The sequence below is a fragment of the Microbacterium sp. PM5 genome (genome assembly GCF_003293595.1).
In the GTDB taxonomy this organism is placed as follows: domain Bacteria; phylum Actinomycetota; class Actinomycetes; order Actinomycetales; family Microbacteriaceae; genus Microbacterium.
This window is the reverse complement of sequence record NZ_CP022162.1, coordinates 188,916-207,105: the sequence shown is the minus strand read 5'-3', so window position 1 is coordinate 207,105 and position 18,190 is coordinate 188,916. Positions and strand designations below refer to the sequence as shown.

Genomic DNA, 18,190 nt, shown 5'->3' with positions numbered 1-18,190 from the left:
TCAAGCCTATGCCCCAACTCAAACGGACGGCCACCGGTGTGCTCGGTGGCATTGCGGGACTCGTCGGTCTGAGCGCCATCGCCGGCATCCTCGTCACGGCCACCGTGACACCGGCGATCGCGGTCTCCGGCTACGCCGCTTCCAGCGCACTCGACACGTTCGAGAACATGCCGGGCTTCCTCCAGATCGATCCGCTCATGCTGCCGACCGAGATGTACCGCAAGGACGCGAACGGCAACGACGCACTGATGGCGGAGTTCTACGACCAGAACCGCATCCCGGTGACGTTCGACCAGGTCAACCCGGTGATGTACGACGCAATCACCTCCAGCGAGGACAAGAACTTCTACACGCACGGCGGCGTCGACCTCGTCGGCACCCTGAGCGCGCTCGTGGGCAACGCCTCCAACGGTTCCAACCGCGGAGGCTCGTCGATCACCCAGCAGTACGTCAAGAACGTGCTGCAGCAGAACTGTGAGAGCAAGGCGCAGAACTCCGACGAAGTCGCCGCATGCTACGCCACGACGACGGCCAACCAGGGGTCCGAGGGCTACCAGCGCAAGCTGCAGGAGATGCGATACGCGATCCAGCTCGAGAAGCAGTACTCCAAGGATGAGATCCTGCTGGGCTACCTCAACATCACCAACTTCGGCGGCCTCGTCTACGGCATCGGCGCGGCGGCCGAACACTACTTCGGCGTGTCGGCAGCAGACCTGACGATCGCACAGGCGGCCACGATCGCCGGCATGGTGCAGGCTCCCAACGTCTACCGCATCGATATGCCGGAAGGGTCGACGACCGACAAGGCCGGTAACCCGATCAACAGCCAGGCCGACGGGTACTCCCTCACCCTCGACCGACGCAACTACGTGCTGGGCCGCATGCTGGCCAACGGCAAGATCTCGCAGCAGGAGTACGACGACGCGATGGCCTCGCCCATCACACCCAACATCACGAACCGCAGCCAGGGCTGCCAGAACGCGACGGGCGCCGAGTTCTTCTGCGAGTACGTGCGCACCATTCTGCTCAACGACCCCGCCTTCGGCGCCGACGAAGACACGCGCGCGGCGAACCTGCGTCGCGGCGGGATGAAGATCTACACGACGCTCGACCCGACGCTGCAGGACGAGGGCCTGAAGGCCATCTCCATCGTGCCCGCCCATGTCGACTACATGAACCTGGGCGCGTCCGCCGTGCAGGTGGAGGTCGGCACGGGGCGCATTCTCTCCATGGTGCAGAACCGCCCGTTCTCGACGGACGATGCCGCCGTCAACGGACCCACCACACAGGTCAACTACAACGTGCGCGCCGACAACGGTGGCGGCGGCGGTCACTCGGCGGGTTCGACCTACAAGATCTTCAGTCTGCTCAACTGGCTCGAGCAGGGACACTCGGTCAACGAGACCCTGAACGGGCGCATCGGCCCGAAGAAGGTCGACCAGTGCGACGGGACGATCCAGAACGTCGTCGCGGGCAACAACGGCAACGGACAGATCGGAAACTTCGAGAACAACTCGGGCTACGTGGGTACCGTGTACAACTTCACGCGCGACTCCCTGAACTCCGGATTCCTCACGATGGCGGAGAAGATCTCCGTCTGCAGCACGAACCGGCTGGCGATGAAGATGGGCGTGATGACGGGCAGCGGCGGAGCGCTGGACACCACGAACTACGCCTACAACGTGCTCGGCGATCAGGCCGTTGCTCCGATCGACATGGCCCAGGTCTACGCCTCGGTGGCCGCCAAGGGCACGCTGTGCCCCTCGAAGGCGATCGACAAGGCGCTCGATGCGCAAGGCAAGGACATCACCCCGCAGATCACCTGCCAGCCCGCGATGAGCGAGGCGGTCGCGGCGACGGCGGCGTACACGCTGCAGGGCGTCATGACGGGCACCGGCTCCGGCGCCCAGATCGGCGACGGCGTCCCCGTGTTCGGCAAGACCGGTATCCACGAGTACCTGCACACCTGGATGGACGGCTCGTCGACCAAGGTCGCGACCGTCGTCTGGGTCGGAAACGTCGAAGGCACCGACCTCCTCAGCGATCACTACGAGAACGGCTACGTACTCTCCAAGATCCGCAACTCCATCTGGCCGGCGATGCAGGGGGCCGCGAACGCCAAGTACGGCGGCGATCGCTTCCCCGACCCGGATGCCGCGCTGACCAAGCGCCAGCTGACAGATCTGCCGTCGGTGATCGGCATGACCATCGACCAGGCGCAGCAGACGCTGAGCACGGCCGGATTCTCGGTGACGGTGGGCGACCCGGTCGACGGAACCGAAGCCGCGGGCACCATCGTCCAGCAGGACCCCGGTGCGGGCAAGGTCGCCGGCGGCACGACCGTCACGATCCGTCCCAGCAACGGGCAGGGGATCGCCGTTCCGGCCGTGAGCGGCAAGCCCGCGGATGCCGTGAACACACTGAAGGCGCAGGGCTTCAGCAATGTCGCCCAGCAGTGCACCGCCTCGCCGACCGCCGATGACAACGGCACCGTGACCGGCACGAATCCCGCCGCGGGAACGGTCGTCAACCGCAGCACGCAGATCACCGTGCAGTACCAGGCCAAGAACTGCGGCGGACGTCCGTGACGCCCGCGCGCACCGCCCTCGCCGCCCTCTCGGCGGCGGGGGCGGTGGCCGTCGGAGCTGCCGTCTGGGGCACCTGCATCGAACGCTTCCTCTTCACGGTCCGTCGGCATGAGCTCGACATCCTTCCGGTCGGTTCTCCGTCGCTGACGGTGCTCCATCTTTCGGATGCCCATATGGCTCCGTGGCAGCATCGCAAGCAGCAGTGGATCGCCCTGCTCGCCGACGCGGTCCGACCCGATCTCGTCGTGAACACCGGAGACAATCTCGGCCATGCCGAGGGGTTGAAGGGCATCCGTGCCGCGTTCGCGCCCCTGCGCAGTGTGCCGGGACTCTTCGTCCATGGCTCGAACGACGTGAGCGGACCGTCGGCCCGGAATCCTCTCAACTACTTCCGCGGGCCGTCGGCCGGTCCGCGCAACGTCGTGGGGCTGGACACGGCAGCCATGGACGCCTACTTCACCGATGAGCTCGGCTGGACGAACCTGAACAACACCGCGGCTGTTGTCGAGGCCGGCGGCCTGCGGCTGGAGACCTTCGGAGTCAGCGACGCGCACCGCGAGTGGGACGATCTGCCGGCTCTGCCTGCCGCGATAGAGGGCGCCCGACGCGGTCGGCTCTTGCGTTCTGCACGGGATGCGGACCTCGTGATCGGTGTGACGCACGCGCCGTACCGACGCGTCTTGGACCGATTCGTCGAACTGGGCGCCCAGGCGATCTTCGCCGGACACACGCACGGCGGTCAGGTGCGCATCCCCTTCTCCCCCTCCGCCCTGGTGGCCAACTGCGACATCCCCCTCGACCAGGCCCGCGGTCTGAGCACTTGGGCGGCTGCCGGACGCCGCGTGCCGCTGAACGTCTCGGCCGGGCTCGGACACTCGATCTACGCTCCGGTGCGCTTCGGATGCCGTCCCGAAGCGTCGGTGCTCACGCTGCGCGCGCGTCGCGAGGACGACAGCCTGCTCGATTCGTCACGGGAGGCATCGACGGGGTAGACTCGGAGGGTTGCCACGGGGTGTGGCGCAGCTTGGTAGCGCGCTTCGTTCGGGACGAAGAGGCCGCAGGTTCAAATCCTGTCACCCCGACAGCAGAGAGGCTCCGCCTGGAGAGATCCGGCGGGGCCTTTCCTTGCTCATTCACCGGATGGGAGCACCCGATGACCACCCCCCGCCTGATCGCGTTCGATCTCGACGACACGCTGGCTCCTTCCAAGAGCGCCATCGATCCCCGCATCGGAGAGCTCTTACTCGAGCTCGCGACGCGCGTCGAGGTGGCCATCATCTCGGGCGGCCAGCTGCAGCAGTTCCAGTCGCAGGTCGTCGAGCGGCTTCCGGCGGCGGATGCCGCGACCCTCGACCGCTTCCACCTCATGCCCACGTGCGGGACGCAGTACTACCGACTCGAGGAGGGTGGCGTCCGCACGGTCTACGCGCACGCCCTCACCGACGACGAGAAGTCGCGCGCCCTCACCGCCGTCGAGGAAGAGGCCCGTCGCCTGGGCCTGTGGGAGGCCGAGCCGTGGGGAGACATCCTGGAGGATCGCGGCTCGCAGGTCACTTTCTCCGCGCTCGGGCAGACAGCTCCCCTCGAGGCGAAGATGGCCTGGGACCCGACGGGCGAGAAGAAGAACGCGCTGCGCGACGCGGTCGCCGCGCGCATTCCCGATCTCGAGGTCCGCTCCGGCGGCTCGACGTCGGTCGACATCACCCACCGCGGCATCGACAAGGCGTACGGCATGCGCAAGCTCGCCGAGGTCACCGGCATCTCGCTCGATGACATGCTGTTCGTCGGCGATCGCCTCGACGAGCACGGCAACGACTACCCCGTCCTCGCGATGGGTGTGACCTGCCAGGCCGTGGAGGGGTGGGAGCACACCTCCGCTTATCTCACCGAGCTGATCCCGACGCTCCCCCGTCGCTGACGTCAGCCGTCGACGGCCACCACGGCGGTCGAGGGTGCCGGCAACCCGGCATCCGCATAGTAGGCGGTGATGTGGGCGCGCACGAGCTCGCGCGCACGCTCCGCGTCGCCGGACTCGATCGCGGCGAGGATATCGCCGTGCTCGCGGTGCAGCCGCTGGACGGTCGTGTCCCAGTCGGAGATCCGGCGCGCACCGGCACGGATATAGCTCTCGATCGTCGTGCGAAGACCGGCCATCGTCGCGGCGACCACGAGATTTCCGGCGGCATCCGTCAAGCGCAGGTGGAACTGGGCGTCGAGCGCGAGGAAGTCGTCAGCAGTCAGCTGTTCGTCCTCCATGGCGGTGAAAGTGGCCCGCGCCTCCGTGAGGTCGGGCTCGTCGATGTCTGCCAGGTGGGCGACGGCCCACTCCTCCAGCAGAAGTCGCGTCTCGTACACGTCCGGGATGGGAAAGCCATGGGCAGCGACCTGCAGACGCAGGAGTTGCGCCAGCCCGCCGTGCGGCGTCGCCGTCACGATCGCGCCCGCCGTCGGCCCGGATCCCGTTGCGGTGCGGATGAGCCCCATCACCTCCAGGACCCGAAGAGCCTCGCGCACGCTGGAACGGCCGACACCGAGTGTGGCCGCCAACTCGCGCTCGGGCTGCAGACGATCGCCCGGTCCGAGCGCACCGCTGAGCAGGTCGGCCTCGATCTTCTCGAGCACGACCCGCCAGGCGCGTGCCGGTGCGTTCTCGGTCATCCTGGTCTCCCCGTCGCTTAATGGTCAGGCCACAGTAGCGTACGCCGTTCGGACCGGCAAAAAGCCGCGCCGGTCGCACCGGCGGGCCTACGCTCAGACCATGGATCCGCTCTTCGTGGTCGTCGTCATCGCCGCCGCCGTTTCGGCGCTGTGCTGGATCGCCTCACTGGTCACCAAGGACACGTCGTGGGTGGATCGCGCGTGGTCCGTGGTCCCGGTGGTCTACGTGTGGGTCTTCGCGGCGAGCGCACTCGCCGACGGCGACGACGCCGGGCGCCTGGTTCTGATGGCGGCGCTCGTGACGGCGTGGGGTGCGCGGCTGACCTTCAACTTCGCGCGGAAGGGCGGCTACTCCGGGGTGGAGGATTACCGGTGGGCGATCCTGCGCGGCAGGATGTCGCCCGCACGGTTCCAGGTCTTCAACCTGGTGTTCATCGTGCTGTACCAGATGACGCTGCTCGTCCTGATCACACTCCCCGCGGAGTGGGCGAGGACTCATCCGGCTCCGCTCACGGCGGCCGATGCGCTCATCGCCGCGCTCTTCGTCGGATTCCTCATCGGTGAGACGGTCGCCGATCAGCAGCAGTGGGACTTCCATCAGGCAAAAGCGCGCGGAAGCGCCGACGGCTTCCTCACGACGGGGCTCTTCGCCTACAGCCGGCATCCGAACTTCTTCTTCGAGCAGGCCCAGTGGTGGGCTTTCTACGCGTTCGGCGCGACGGCCGCGGTCGCGTCCGGAGCCGGCGTGTGGGGCGGCGTGCTCAACCCGACGATCGTCGGGGCCATCCTGCTGACGCTCCTGTTCGTCGGGTCGACCGTGTTCACCGAGTCGATCTCCGCTGCGAAGTACCCCGCATACGCCCAGTACCGGAGGACGACCTCGATGCTGGTCCCGCTGCCGCGCCGCCGCGACGGGGCGCGCGTCAGCTGAGCCGGCCGCCCGACTCGCGCAGGTAGCACTCCGCGCACATCGACTCGTAGGTGACCTTCTCGTGCGACAGCTCGTCGATGGCGACCTGGTCGCCGTCGAAGACGAACCGACCACCGACCAGTCGCGCGTTGAACAGCGCCTTGCGCCCGCAGCGACAGATGGTCTTCAGCTCTTCGAGGCTGTGGGCGAGCTCCAGAAGCCGGGCCGAGCCGGGGAAGGCGCGCGTCTGGAAGTCGGTACGGATGCCGTAGGCAAGGGCGGGGATGCCGTCGTCGACGACGATCCGTAACAGGTCGTCGACCTGGGCCGGGGTGAGGAACTGCGCCTCGTCGATGAGAAGACACGCCACCCGTCCGTCGTAGCGGGCGGCGTGCTGGGCGACGAGGGCGCGCAGATCGGCATCCGCACCGATGAGGAAGTCGACCTGACGCTCCACGCCGAGTCGGCTGGAGATCTGATCGGCACCCTTCGTGTCGATCTCGGGCTTGGCCAGCAGCACGTGCTGTCCGCGTTCCTCGTAGTTGAATGCCGCCTGCAGCAGGGCCGTCGACTTGCCGGAGTTCATCGCCCCGTAGCGGAAGTACAGCTTCGCCATGCCCGTGCCGCCCCGACCCGGATCAGCGGTTGATGCCGAGCACGCCGGCGGTAGCGTCGAGCGACGCCTCCGCGGCGGCCGGGTCGCCGTTGAGAGTCGACCCGTAGCTCGGGATCAGCGCCTTCAGTTCCGGCTCCCACGCGGAGATGTGGTCGGGGAAGCATGTCTTCAGCAGGCCGAGCATGATGGATACCGCGGTCGACGCTCCCGGAGAGGCTCCCAGCAGACCGGCGATCGACCCGTCGGCCGAGGTGACGACCTCGGTGCCGAACTGCAGCACGCCGCCCTTCTGCGGATCCTTCTTCATGACCTGGGCGCGCTGGCCGGCCTGCAGCAGCTCCCAGTCCTCGGCCTTCGCGGTCGGCATGAACTCGCGGAGCGAATCGACCTTGCGCTTGTGGCTCTTGAGCAGTTCGCTGACCAGGTACTTGATCAGGCCCGGATTGTCGATGGCGACCTTCAACATCGGACCGATGTTGCCGGGACGCACCTGCGCGACGATGTCGGTGATGCGGCCGTTCTTCAGGAACTTCGGGCTGAAGGTCGCGAACGGCCCGAACAACAGCGACGTCTCACCGTCGACGACGCGGGTGTCCAGATGCGGCACCGACATGGGGGGCGCCCCCACGGAGGCCTGCGAGTACACCTTGGCTTTGTGCTGCGCAACGATCGACGGGTTGGACGTCTTGAGCCACTGCCCCCCGATGGGGAAGACGCCGTAGCCGGAGATCTCCGGAATGCGCGAGGACTGCAGCAGCTTGATCGCCCACCCACCCGCACCCACGAACACGAACCGCGCCGACAGGCTCCCCGGCGTACGCCCGAGCGTGTGACGGTACGACACGTTCCACGTGCCGTCCGCGTTCTTGCGGAGCTTTCGCACCTCGCGATTGGTGACGACGTCGACGCCCTGGTCGGCGAGGTGGGAGAAGAGCTGACGGGTCAGTGAACCGAAGTCGACGTCGGTGCCGGCCGGAACGCGCGTGGCCGCGAAAGGCTCGTCGGCCTTCTTGCGCTTGTGCATCAGCAGCGGCGCCCACTGATTGATGACGCGGGAGTCCTCGGAGTATTCGATGCCCTCGAACAGCGGCTGCGTGCGCAGCGCCTCGTAACGCTTCTTGAGGTACGCGACATCCTTCTCGCCGCGCACGAAAGTCATGTGGGGGGTCGCGTTGATGAAGGTGGACGGCGCATCGAGGATGCCGCGCTCCACCAGGCTCGCCCACAGCTGCCGACTCTGCTGGAACTGCTCGTTGATCGAGATCGCCTTGGCAGGGTCGACCGATCCGTCCTTGGCCTCGGGCATGTAGTTGAGCTCGCAGAGCGCCGCGTGTCCCGTGCCGGCATTGTTCCAGGCGTTGGAGGACTCCTCGGCGACGTCGCTGAGGCGCTCGAGCACCACGATCTTCCAGTCCGGCTGCAGCTGCTTCAGGAGGGTTCCGAGGGTGGCACTCATGATGCCACCGCCGATCAGGACGACGTCGACGGGTTCACTCACAATGATCCAGTCTAGGCGCCGTTTTCCACGGCCTCCGCGAGGCGCGGCATCCACCGCCGTCAACTCTTGCGGTTCTTTCGCACCGCTGAATTCCGCGAGAAACGAGTTCCGCACCGAGACACGCGCCGTCCGGCGGTGTTTCGGTGCGCGGACCGTGTCTCGCAGTCAGACGGTCTCGCGGTGAGCGGTGCTCGGACCGCCGTCAGGCGGCGGCGGCCAGTCGCGCGGCGACGATCTCGGCGATCTGCACGGCGTTGAGCGCGGCGCCCTTGCGGAGGTTGTCGTTGCTGATGAAGAGCACCAGCCCCTTGCCCTCGGGCGCGGACTGGTCGGCACGGATGCGGCCGACGTAGCTGGGGTCGTTGCCGGCGGCCTGCAGCGGGGTGGGCACCTCTTCGAGAACGACACCGGGAGCGGATGCCAGGATCTCGCGCGCCCGCTCGGGCGTGATGTCGTCGCGGAACTCCGCGTGGATCGACAGCGAGTGCCCGGTGAAGACCGGAACGCGCACGCACGTGCCGGCAACGCGGAGGTCGGGCAGCTCGAGGATCTTTCGGCTCTCGTTGCGGAGCTTCTTCTCCTCGTCGGTCTCGTTGTCGCCGTCGTCGACGAGGTTGCCGGCGAAGGGGATCACATCGAACGCGATGGGCGCGACGTACTTCTCCGGCTGCGGGAAGTCGAGTGCGCTGCCGTCGTGCACGAGATCGAGCGTGTGCCCCTGGGCAAGAACGCCCTCGACCTGACCGAGCAGCTCCTGCGCGCCGGCGAGGCCCGAGCCCGACACGGCCTGGTAGGTGCTGACGACCAGTCGCTCCAGCCCGGCCGCGGCGTCGAGCGGCTTCAACACCGGCATGGCCGCCATCGTCGTGCAGTTCGGATTGGCGATGATGCCCTTCGGCGGGTTCACCGTCGCGTGGGGATTGACCTCGCTGACGACGAGCGGCACCTCGGGGTCCATGCGCCAGGCGCTCGAGTTGTCGATGACGACTGCGCCGGCCTCGGCGAAACGCGGGGCATGCGCACGCGAGCCGGTCGCACCGGCGCTGAACAGCGCGACGTCGATGCCGGTGGGATCGGCGGTGGCGACGTCCTCGATGATGATGGTCTCGCCGCCGAACTCGACAGCCGTGCCGGCCGAGCGCGCCGTGGCGAACAGGCGGAGCTCACGGATCGGGAAGGCCCGTTCGGCGAGAATCTCGCGCATGACCGTGCCGACCTGTCCGGTGGCGCCGACGACGGCGACAGAGAGTCCTGAGTCAGAGATGCGGGTCATGAGGGATCCTTGCAGCGATGCCGTGAACGGAGAGAACGTGCCCGAACGGGCGGATGCCGCGATTCTACCGGCCGCGCCGCATGGGCCGACGCCGTATGACGGCGGCATCCGGTCGCGCAGGCGCGCATTCCTGCCACTGTGCGCACGCCCGGTGGTCAGCGCCCGTCGAACGTCTCGTCGAGCGCGGCGGCGATGTCGGCCAACAGGTCCGCGGTGTCTTCCAGGCCCACCGACAGTCGCAGGTGACCCCAGCGGCGGAATTCCTCGGGGTACGCGGCGACGCGCCCACCCCCGGTGCCCGTGTGAACGATCAGTGAGTCGTCGTGGCCGAGCGAGAACCCCGACGTGATCAGCCGCAGCCGCGACACGAACCGGTTCTGCGTATCGGGATCGCCGTCGACGGCGAAGGCCATCATGCCGCCGAACCCAGCCGTGAACTGCCGCGTCGCGAGCGCGTGGTCCGGATGAGTGCGAAGGCCCGGGTACCGGATGAAGGCGACCCGCGGGTCATCCTCCAAGAAGGCGGCGATCGCGGCCGCGGATGCCGTGTGCTGGCGCATCCGCAACGGAAGCGTGACCGAGCCGCGCTGGATCTGCCACGCATTGAAGGGCGAGATGACACCGCCGACATCGACCATGGCGTCGGCCTTGATCGGCTCGATCAGCTCGCGGCGGCCGATGACGGCCCCGCCCATCGCATCGCCGTGACCGTTGATGTACTTCGTGAGGGAGTGGACCACGAGGTCGGCGCCATCGTGCAGCGGGCGATACAGCGGCGGGGGCGTGAACGTCGAGTCGACCATGAGCAGGGCATCGCTCGCGTGCGCGATCTCGGCGAGCGCGGCCACGTCGGCGACCTTCGTGGTGGGGTTCGCGATGGCCTCGATGCACACCAGCCGGGTCTGCGGCCGCATCGCGGCGCGGACGGCGTCGAGGTCGCTGATGTCGACGAACGTCGCTTCGATCCCGTAGCGCCCCGGCAGCAGTTCGGTCCAGAGCCGCCACGTCGCCTCATACGTCTCGTCACTGACGACGACGTGATCGCCGACGCGCACGTGAGTGAAGAAGACGGCATGCAGGGCGGCGACGCCGGAGGCGAGAGCCACGGCATCCTCCCCGCCCTCGAGCGCCGCGAGCTTGTCCTGCAACGCCTGCTGATTGACGCCGGTGTTGCGCGTGTAGAGCCCGGGCGCGGTCGCCGACCAGCTGATCTCGCTGGGGTCCTCCGGAAGGGCATATGAGTTCGCCATCACGAGCGGAGTGCGCAGGGCGCGCGTCGAATCCACATGGATGCCGCCGTGGACGGCGAGGCTGAGATCGGACAGGCTCTCGCCGCGTCGACGGTCGGGGCGTGCACTCATGAGGTCCTCCTGAAAGCCGATCGGCGTCTGTCACGTCCGCGGCGCGATCCCGCTTCCGCCGTACGCACCTCCACGCTAGTGTGCCTTATTAACATTCACAATTGCTTTTAATGCACGGAGTCAGCATGATCAGCGGCGCCCTCGACGACATCGACCGCGAGATCCTCGCGGCTCTCACGGCCGACGCGCGCGTGCCCCTCGTCGCCATCGCAGCGCGCGTGCACCTTTCGCGCAACGCCGTCAAGCAGCGGATGGAACGCATGGAGCGCGACGGCGTGATCGCCGGGTACACGGTCGTGCCGGGAGCGGCGGCGGCGCGAGGAGTGACGGCGCTCGTCATGGTGTACCGCTCCGACCGCATGCGCGATGACCGCGTCATCGCTACCCTGCGCGGCATCCCCGAGGTGGTCCGCTGCGATGTGCTGTCGGGCGAGTACGACCTGTTCGTCACGCTCCACGCCGCCACGATGGATCGCATCGGGCAGATCTGGGAACAGGTCGCCGCGATTCCGGGCGTCGCCAACACCGTCACTGCCGTCTCCCTCACGCGCGCGATCGACCGCAGCTGAACCGGCCGCGCGTCACCGCGCCGCGGCCAGAAGCTGCGCGACCTCGTCCCGGTCGATGCCCGCGTGCGCGACCACGGCGTCGACCAGCGACTCCCCCGTCGCCAGGCTCTGGTGCGCGGCCCGGGCCGCCGCCTCGTACCCGATGGCCGGAACGAGCGCCGTCACGGCCCCGACGGCGACGCTGATATTGCGTTCGAGCGTCTCCTCCCGCGCGCGGATACCGTCGACGCAACGCTCCCGCAGCATCCGCACACCGTTCGTCAGCCACTCGATCGCCTGCAGCAGACTGTGCGCGATCACCGGCTCGAACGCATTGAGCTGCAGCTGCCCGGACTCGGCGGCGATGCCGATCGTGACGTCGGCACCCATGACCGCGAACGCGACCTGGTTCATCGCCTCCGGGATGACGGGGTTGACCTTTCCCGGCATGATCGAGGACCCGGCCTGCTGCGCGGGCAAGCGGATCTCACCCAGCCCCGTCTGCGGTCCGCTGGAAAGCAGTCGCAGGTCGCTGCTGATCTTTGACAGCTTGACCGCGATCCGCCGCAACAGACTCGAGGTCTGCAGGAAGGCGCTGGTGTCCCAGCTCGCTTCGAACAGGTGCGCCGCGGGGGTGACGGGCAGATCGGATGCCGCCGCGAGCGCGGCGACGATGTCGCCCCGGTACGCCGCGTCAGCGGTGACCCCGGTGCCGATCGCGGTACCGCCGAGGGAACACTCCAACAGGAGCGGCACCGTCTCCTCGAGACGGCGCAGATCCTCTGAGATCGCCGCCGCGAACGCGGTGAACTCATCGCCGAGCGACATCGGCACGGCGTCCTGCAGCTGAGTGCGCCCGATCTTGCGGATTCCGGCGAACGCGTCGCCGCGGTCCTCGAACGATGCCGCGAGCGCCGTCAGCTCGGGGGCGAGTCGCCGCAGGGCGCGGACGGTCGCGAGCCGGATCGCGGTCGGATACACGTCATTGGTCGACTGACTGCGGTTGACGTGGTCGATGGGATGGACGACGTCGTAGCGGCCGCGCGCGATTCCGAGTGCTTCGAGCGCTGCGTTGGCGATGACCTCGTTCGCGTTCATGTTGGAGCTCGTGCCGGCGCCGCCCTGAATCACGTCGACGACGAAATGGTCGTGCAGCTCACCCGCGATGATGCGTCGACACGCGGCGACGATCGCCCTGCCGATGAGCGGGTCGATGAGTCCGTGGGCGGCGTTGACCGTCGCGGCAGCGAGCTTGACCTCGGCGAGCGCAGCGACCAGAGCGGGATGCCGGGAGATCGGCGTCCCGCTGATCTCGAAGTTCCGCCGCGCACGTGCCGTGTGGATACCCCAGTACGCGTCAGCGGGGACCTCGCACTGACCGAGCGCGTCGCGCTCCACCCGCACGGCGCTCATGCGTTGATGCAGATGACTTTGGGCTGCGTCATCTCCTCGTAGGCGAACCGGACGCCCTCACGGCCCATGCTGCCGTATTTGGCTCCGCCGAAGGGCATGCTGTCGACACGGTAGTCGGAGGAGTCGTTGATCATGACCCCGCCGGCCTCGAGCCGATCGGCGACACGCAGGGCGCGCGCGATGTCGGACGTGAACGCGGCGGCATGGAGCGCATACTCCGGCTCTTCTGCGAGCGCGATCGCTTCGTCTTCCGTATCGAAGGCGACCAGCGTCACGACGGGGGCGAACGCCTCGTCGGCCCAGAGTTCGCACGAAGTGGGGACGTTCTCGACGACGGTCGGTGTGTAGACCGATCCGGTGCGACGATGGCCGACGAGCACGCGTGCCCCCGCGGCGACGGCGTCGGCCACGAGTCGCTCGGCCCGCCGCGCGGCATCCTCCGTGATCATCGGGCCGACATCGGTGGCCTCGTCCGTCGGATCTCCGGCACGAAGAGCCGCGGTGCGAGCGACGACGCGTTCGCGGAAGGCGTCGTACACCGATCGCTGGACGAGCAGACGCTGCGCACCCACGCAGTTCTGTCCCGCTGCCCAGAACGCGCCCGAGACGCACGCCTCTGCGGCGGCGTCGAGGTCGGCGTCGGCGAACACGAGCACGGGCGCGTTCCCGCCCAGTTCCATCGCGAGCTTCTTCAGTCCCGCGTGTCGCGCGATCGCTTCACCCGTCGCGAAGCCGCCGGTGAAGGAGACCATGCGCACCTCGCGGGCGGCGACGAGCGCCTGCGCGAGATGCCGGTCGCCGTGCACGACGGTGACGATCTCGTCGGGAAGTCCGGCCTCGATCAGCAGGTCGACCAGGAACCGCGCCGTCAGCGGCGTGAACTGCGACGGCTTGAGGATCACGCCATTGCCGCCGGCGATGGCAGGCCCCAGCTTGTGCGCGACGAGGTTCAACGCGTCGTTGTACGGGGTGATCGCCACAATGATGCCGAGCGGTTCGCGCGTGAACCAGCCGCGCCGGCTCTCCGAGCCCTCGAAGGCATCGAAGGCGATCACCTCGCCGGGGTGCGAGCGCGCGGCATCCGCCGAGAGCGAGAGCGTCATCGTGGCCCGCCGCACCTCCTTGCGCGCTTGACGGATGGTCTTGCCCGCCTCGGCGACGATGAGCGCAGCGGCCTCGTCCGCCCGCTCCCGCAGGAGCGCCGCGGCGCGCTCGAGGACCTCGTGCCGTGCGAAGCGGGAGAGATCGCGGGAGATCGCCGCGCCCGTGCGCGCACGATCGAGGACGCCGTCGATCTCGTCCGGTCCGCTCTGCACGACGGTGCCGATGATCACGCCGTCGAAGGGCGACGTCACGATCAGGTCGTTCTCGATCACCGGCGCGCTCACGACCCCACCTCGATCGGGGCGTGCTGCGCGGCGTCGATCGCGATGATGTCCGACAGCAGTGCGTAGGCCGTCTCGACGCGCCCAGCGCCGGGTCCGGACACCGTGACGGTGCCGAGCAGGTCGGTGTCGAATGAGACGGCGTTGGTCGCCCCGGACACGCCGGCGAGGGGGTGGGTGGCGGCCAGCGCCACGGGGCGAACGCTCGCGACGACCGCTCCCGTCTCATCACGGCGCGCCGAGCCGATGAGCTTCCACCGCGCACCCTCGGCAGCGGCGCGTGCGATGTCTTCGGGTGTCACACCGACGATGCCCTCGCATGTGACATCGGCGGGCGTGATGTCGGCGCCGAGGATCTCGTTCGCCAGGATCACGACCTTCAGCTGCACGTCCGAGCCGGCGATGTCGGCAGTCGGGTCTGCTTCGGCGTAACCGAGCTGCTGCGCCTCGGCGACGGCGGCGTCGAGGGACAGACCGTTCTCCATCCGGCCGAGAACGTAGTTGCTCGTGCCGTTGAGAATCCCCTGCACCTCGGTGACCCGCAGCCCCTTCAGCGTCTCGGCGGCGAAGCGGAGTACCGGGGTCCCGCTCATCACCGAGCCCTCGTACGCGAAGAAGACGCCGTGCGTCGCGGCGATCCGATTCAGCTCGCCCGACGCCAGCGCGACCGGACCCTTGTTCGTGGTCACGACGCTCTTGCCGGACTCCAGCGCGGTGCGGACATGGGAGATGCCGGGCTCTCCGTCGAGCGGATTGGTGAAGGTCGCCTCGACGACGATGTCCGCCGTCGTGTGGCGGATGACGTAGTCGTTCTGGGGCACCGCGGCGCCGCCGCGCCAGCCGGCGAACGTGTCGTCAGCCTGCATCGCGAAGACGGCGGCGAGATCGATGCCGTCGGACTGCATCACCGAGCCCAGGCGCAGATCGGTGATCGCGACGATGCGCAGCGCGAAGCCGAGCTCATCGGCCAATCGCTCGCCGCGATCATGGACGATCTGGGCGAACGCGCGGTTGACGCCGCCGAATCCGATCAGTGCGATGTCATGTCGGTCCACGTCGATCTCCTTCAGGTCGGGGACGGGTGCGATCAGTCTGCGCAGCCGACGCGTCCGTGCGCGCCTGCCGGTGTGCTCCTGCCCACTGACATGTCGTCCGCGCCGCTGACACATCGCCCGTCTGCGAGAATGCGCTGTTCGATCGACCCCGAAACCTTGTGCCGGGGCGCAAGCATCAGTAATCTCCCGGAAACACATGGTGTGCATCATCATCACAACGATGTGAAAATGCAGCACTTCTCATTCCCACGACCTCGACTCGATTGAGAGACCGACATGCGCTCCACTCCCGCGCAGGACCTCCCGAACGTCCTGCCCCACACGACGGCGACGCAGGTGCCCCTGCGCCGTCTGCAGCGCTCCATGGACGCCCGCCACCTGATCATGATCGCTCTCGGCGGCGTGATCGGATCGGGGCTGTTCCTGAGCTCCGGCTACACCATCAACCAGGCCGGCCCCCTGGGAGCGATCATCGCCTACCTCGTCGGCGCGGTCGTGGTCTATCTGGTGATGGCGTGCCTCGGTGAGCTGGCGATCGCCTACCCGGTCTCGGGCGCCTTCCACATCTACGCGGCACGCTCGATCGGCCCGGCGACCGGTTTCACGACCGCATGGCTCTACTGGCTGTGCTGGGTGGTCGCGCTCGGCTCCGAGTTCACGGCCGCCGGCATCCTGATGCAGCGCTGGTTTCCCGCGGTGCCCGTCTGGCTCTGGTGCCTCATCTTCGCCGCGACCCTGTTCACCATCAACGCCATCTCGGCGCGCGTGTTCGGCGAGACCGAGTTCTGGCTTTCACTGGTGAAGGTGCTCGCGATCGTCGCCCTGATCGTGCTCGGCGGCGCCGCGATCTTCGGCTTCACCCCGCTGTCGACGGAGCACCCCGCCGCTGTCCTCTTCAGCAACTTCCAGACGCCGGCCGGCCTGTTCCCGGGCGGCGTGGGTGGTGTCGTCGTGACCTCGCTCGCGGTGTTCTACGCCTTCAGCGGCTCGGAGCTCATCGGCGTCGCGGCCGGAGAGACCAAGGACCCGGCGAAGAACATCCCCCGCGCACTGCGATCGACCGTGCTGCGGCTGCTCGTGCTCTTCGTCGGCTCGATCACCGTCATCGCCGCCATCCTCCCCTACGATCAGGCAGGCCTGACGAGCAGCCCCTTCGTGGATGTGTTCCAGTACGTGGGCGTGCCCTTCGCCGCCGACATCATGAACTTCGTGATCATCACGGCCCTGCTCTCGGCCGGAAACAGCGGCCTCTTCTCGTGCGCGCGGATGCTCTTCTCACTCGCGGAAGAGGGACACGCCCCGAAGGCGCTCCTGCGTCTGACGCCCCGCGGCATCCCGATCGTCGCCCTGAGCGTGAGCCTCGCTCTGGCACTGGTCTCGCTGCTGTCGAGCATCATCGCGGCAGAGACCGTCTACCTCGTGCTCGTCTCGGTGGCCGGCTTCGCCGTCGTGGCCGTATGGATGTCGATCGTCGCGTCGCTGTACTTCCACCGGCGACGTTTCGTCCGCGACGGCGGCGACATCGGCACGCTCGCCTACCGCACGCCGCTGTTCCCGGTCGTTCCCATCGTGGCATTCGCCCTGCTGCTGATCTCGATCGTCGCGATCGCGTTCGACCCGAATCAGGTCGCGGCGCTGTACTTCGGCGTCCCCTTCGTCGCCGCGTGCTACCTGTTCTTCTGGTGGCGTTACGGACGCCGCGGGGCGACCCATCGCGTCGCGGTGTCGGAGGAGGCCCCGGTCACCGCGAACGACGCCCCGCAGGCGTGAGCGCCAGCGCTGCCTGGGTCGAGGTCGACACCGGCGCCGTCGCCCACAACCTCGGGGCGGTGCGGGACGCTCTCGGCCCGGGCGCGCACGTCTGCGCCGTGGTCAAGGCCGACGCCTACGGCCACGGTGTCGACCTCGTCGCGCCGACCCTCATCGCTCGCGGCGTCGAGAGCTTCGGTGTGACATCCAACGAGGAAGCCCGCACGGTGCGGGCCACCGGATTCACCGGACGCATCCTGCGGCTTCGCGCCGCCCTGCGCGAGGAGGTGGAGGATGCCGCCGGCCTCGGCGTCGAGGAGTGGATCGGCGGTGCCGCACATGCTGCCGTCGTCGCCGCGGCGGGGGCGGCGACCGGGCGGCGGGTGCGCGCGCACGTCTCGATCAACGCGACCGGGATCAGCCGTGACGGCATCGACCTCGACGACGCGAATGCGGCGGCGCAGCTGAGGCAGATCGGCGCCGACGCGCGACTGGACGTGGTCGGCGTCGCGTCGCACTTCCCGTGCGAAGACGCCGATGACGTCCACGACGGCGCCGCCGCGTTCGCGATCCAGGCGCGCCACGCGGGCGCACTGCTGGCTCGGGGGCCGCTCGAGCGCCACTGCGCGACCTCCTATGCGGCCCTGACCGTTCCCGCCTCGCGCTTCGACCTCGTGCGGATCGGTGCAGCACTGTACGGCGACACCTCGGCATCCCTCGCCGAACTTCGGCCCGCAATGCGCCTGGTGTCGCGGATCGCCGCGATCTCTGCGTATCCGGCCGGGCGCACGGTGGGCTACGACCGGACGCATCGACTCGATGCCCCCGCCCGCCTCGCCGCCGTTCCGCTCGGCTACGCCGACGGATATCAGCGCACGCTCGGAGGGCGGGCCGAGGTACTCGTCCGCGGACGGAGGATGCCGGTCGTCGATCGGCTCGCGATGAACACCCTGCTGGTCGACGTCACCTGCGCCGAAGATGCCGTGATCGGCGACGAGGTCGTCCTCTACGGTGCACAGGGGGCCGAACGCATCAGCGGCGCCGATCTGGAACACGCGAGCGGACAGATCGCGGCTAACCTCTATACATCCTGGGGTCGCCTCCTGCCGCGGCGAGCGATCTCTCTGTCCGCCTGA

15 protein-coding genes and 1 tRNA gene are annotated in these 18,190 nt (G+C 68.3%); 8 read left to right on the top strand and 8 right to left on the bottom strand.

From position 1 onward, the window contains the following. Positions 1 to 8 precede the first annotated feature (8 nt). The 4 genes from CEP17_RS00970 to CEP17_RS00955 all read left to right on the top strand — a co-directional run bounded on the left by CEP17_RS00970 (position 9) and on the right by CEP17_RS00955 (position 4,506). The gene (locus tag CEP17_RS00970; protein WP_112930928.1) at positions 9 to 2,588 is read left to right on the top strand and encodes a transglycosylase domain-containing protein; all 2,580 of its coding nucleotides are present in this window, start codon (positions 9 to 11) and stop codon (positions 2,586 to 2,588) included. Then, positions 2,585 to 3,580, top strand: coding sequence for a metallophosphoesterase (locus CEP17_RS00965; protein WP_112930927.1), 996 nt, complete (start codon positions 2,585 to 2,587; stop codon positions 3,578 to 3,580). The genes CEP17_RS00970 and CEP17_RS00965 overlap by 4 nt, the downstream gene beginning before the upstream one ends. Positions 3,581 to 3,596: 16 nt before the next feature. Further along, positions 3,597 to 3,670: transfer RNA gene (locus tag CEP17_RS00960), tRNA-Pro, on the top strand. Between the two features lie 71 nt (positions 3,671 to 3,741). Then, on the top strand, positions 3,742 to 4,506 hold the full coding sequence (locus CEP17_RS00955) for an HAD-IIB family hydrolase (RefSeq protein WP_112930926.1): 765 nt from the start codon (positions 3,742 to 3,744) through the stop codon (positions 4,504 to 4,506). Between the two features lie 2 nt (positions 4,507 to 4,508). Here CEP17_RS00955 and CEP17_RS00950 read toward each other — a convergent pair whose 3' ends face one another. Next, complete coding sequence (locus tag CEP17_RS00950) at positions 4,509 to 5,246, bottom strand: FadR/GntR family transcriptional regulator (RefSeq protein WP_112930925.1); 738 nt, start codon at positions 5,244 to 5,246, stop codon at positions 4,509 to 4,511. Positions 5,247 to 5,346: 100 nt separating this feature from the next. Here CEP17_RS00950 and CEP17_RS00945 point away from each other — a divergent pair, with 100 nt between their 5' ends. Next, positions 5,347 to 6,177: a DUF1295 domain-containing protein gene (locus CEP17_RS00945; protein WP_112930924.1), complete on the top strand. Its 831-nt coding sequence runs from the start codon at positions 5,347 to 5,349 to the stop codon at positions 6,175 to 6,177. Here CEP17_RS00945 and CEP17_RS00940 read toward each other — a convergent pair. From CEP17_RS00940 to CEP17_RS00925, 4 genes are all read right to left on the bottom strand, one after another. After that, positions 6,170 to 6,772, bottom strand: coding sequence for a thymidine kinase (locus CEP17_RS00940; RefSeq protein WP_112930923.1), 603 nt, complete (start codon positions 6,770 to 6,772; stop codon positions 6,170 to 6,172). The genes CEP17_RS00945 and CEP17_RS00940 overlap by 8 nt on opposite strands. A gap of 22 nt (positions 6,773 to 6,794) precedes the next feature. After that, positions 6,795 to 8,270 (bottom strand): malate:quinone oxidoreductase, encoded by a 1,476-nt coding sequence (locus CEP17_RS00935; protein ID WP_112930922.1) that lies wholly within the window; start codon positions 8,268 to 8,270, stop codon positions 6,795 to 6,797. A gap of 202 nt (positions 8,271 to 8,472) precedes the next feature. Then, positions 8,473 to 9,543: an aspartate-semialdehyde dehydrogenase gene (locus CEP17_RS00930; RefSeq protein WP_112930921.1), complete on the bottom strand. Its 1,071-nt coding sequence runs from the start codon at positions 9,541 to 9,543 to the stop codon at positions 8,473 to 8,475. 155 nt (positions 9,544 to 9,698) lie between these two features. Continuing rightward, positions 9,699 to 10,904 carry an aminotransferase class V-fold PLP-dependent enzyme gene (locus tag CEP17_RS00925; protein WP_112930920.1) on the bottom strand — a complete coding sequence of 402 codons (1,206 nt, stop codon included), beginning with the start codon at positions 10,902 to 10,904 and terminating at the stop codon, positions 9,699 to 9,701. A gap of 110 nt (positions 10,905 to 11,014) precedes the next feature. Here CEP17_RS00925 and CEP17_RS00920 point away from each other — a divergent pair, with 110 nt between their 5' ends. Further along, positions 11,015 to 11,473 carry an Lrp/AsnC family transcriptional regulator gene (locus CEP17_RS00920; protein WP_239498554.1) on the top strand — a complete coding sequence of 153 codons (459 nt, stop codon included), beginning with the start codon at positions 11,015 to 11,017 and terminating at the stop codon, positions 11,471 to 11,473. Positions 11,474 to 11,485: 12 nt separating this feature from the next. Here CEP17_RS00920 and CEP17_RS00915 read toward each other — a convergent pair whose 3' ends face one another. The 3 genes from CEP17_RS00915 to CEP17_RS00905 are packed head-to-tail and all read right to left on the bottom strand — an operon-like array spanning position 11,486 to position 15,305. Then, positions 11,486 to 12,865, bottom strand: coding sequence for an aspartate ammonia-lyase (locus tag CEP17_RS00915; protein ID WP_112930919.1), 1,380 nt, complete (start codon positions 12,863 to 12,865; stop codon positions 11,486 to 11,488). Further along, positions 12,862 to 14,253, bottom strand: coding sequence for an aldehyde dehydrogenase family protein (locus tag CEP17_RS00910; protein WP_036317060.1), 1,392 nt, complete (start codon positions 14,251 to 14,253; stop codon positions 12,862 to 12,864). Before CEP17_RS00910 ends, CEP17_RS00915 begins: the two co-directional genes overlap by 4 nt. After that, entirely contained in the window at positions 14,250 to 15,305 is a 1,056-nt protein-coding gene (locus tag CEP17_RS00905) for a homoserine dehydrogenase (protein WP_112930918.1), read from the bottom strand. Before CEP17_RS00905 ends, CEP17_RS00910 begins: the two co-directional genes overlap by 4 nt. Positions 15,306 to 15,668: 363 nt before the next feature. Between CEP17_RS00905 and CEP17_RS00900 the strand changes: the two genes are divergently transcribed. Next, a complete protein-coding gene (locus CEP17_RS00900; protein ID WP_239498609.1) occupies positions 15,669 to 17,075 on the top strand; it encodes an amino acid permease in 1,407 nt (468 codons plus the stop codon). Next, positions 17,072 to 18,190, top strand: coding sequence for an alanine racemase (gene alr, locus CEP17_RS00895; RefSeq protein ID WP_162722372.1), 1,119 nt, complete (start codon positions 17,072 to 17,074; stop codon positions 18,188 to 18,190). The genes CEP17_RS00900 and alr overlap by 4 nt, the downstream gene beginning before the upstream one ends.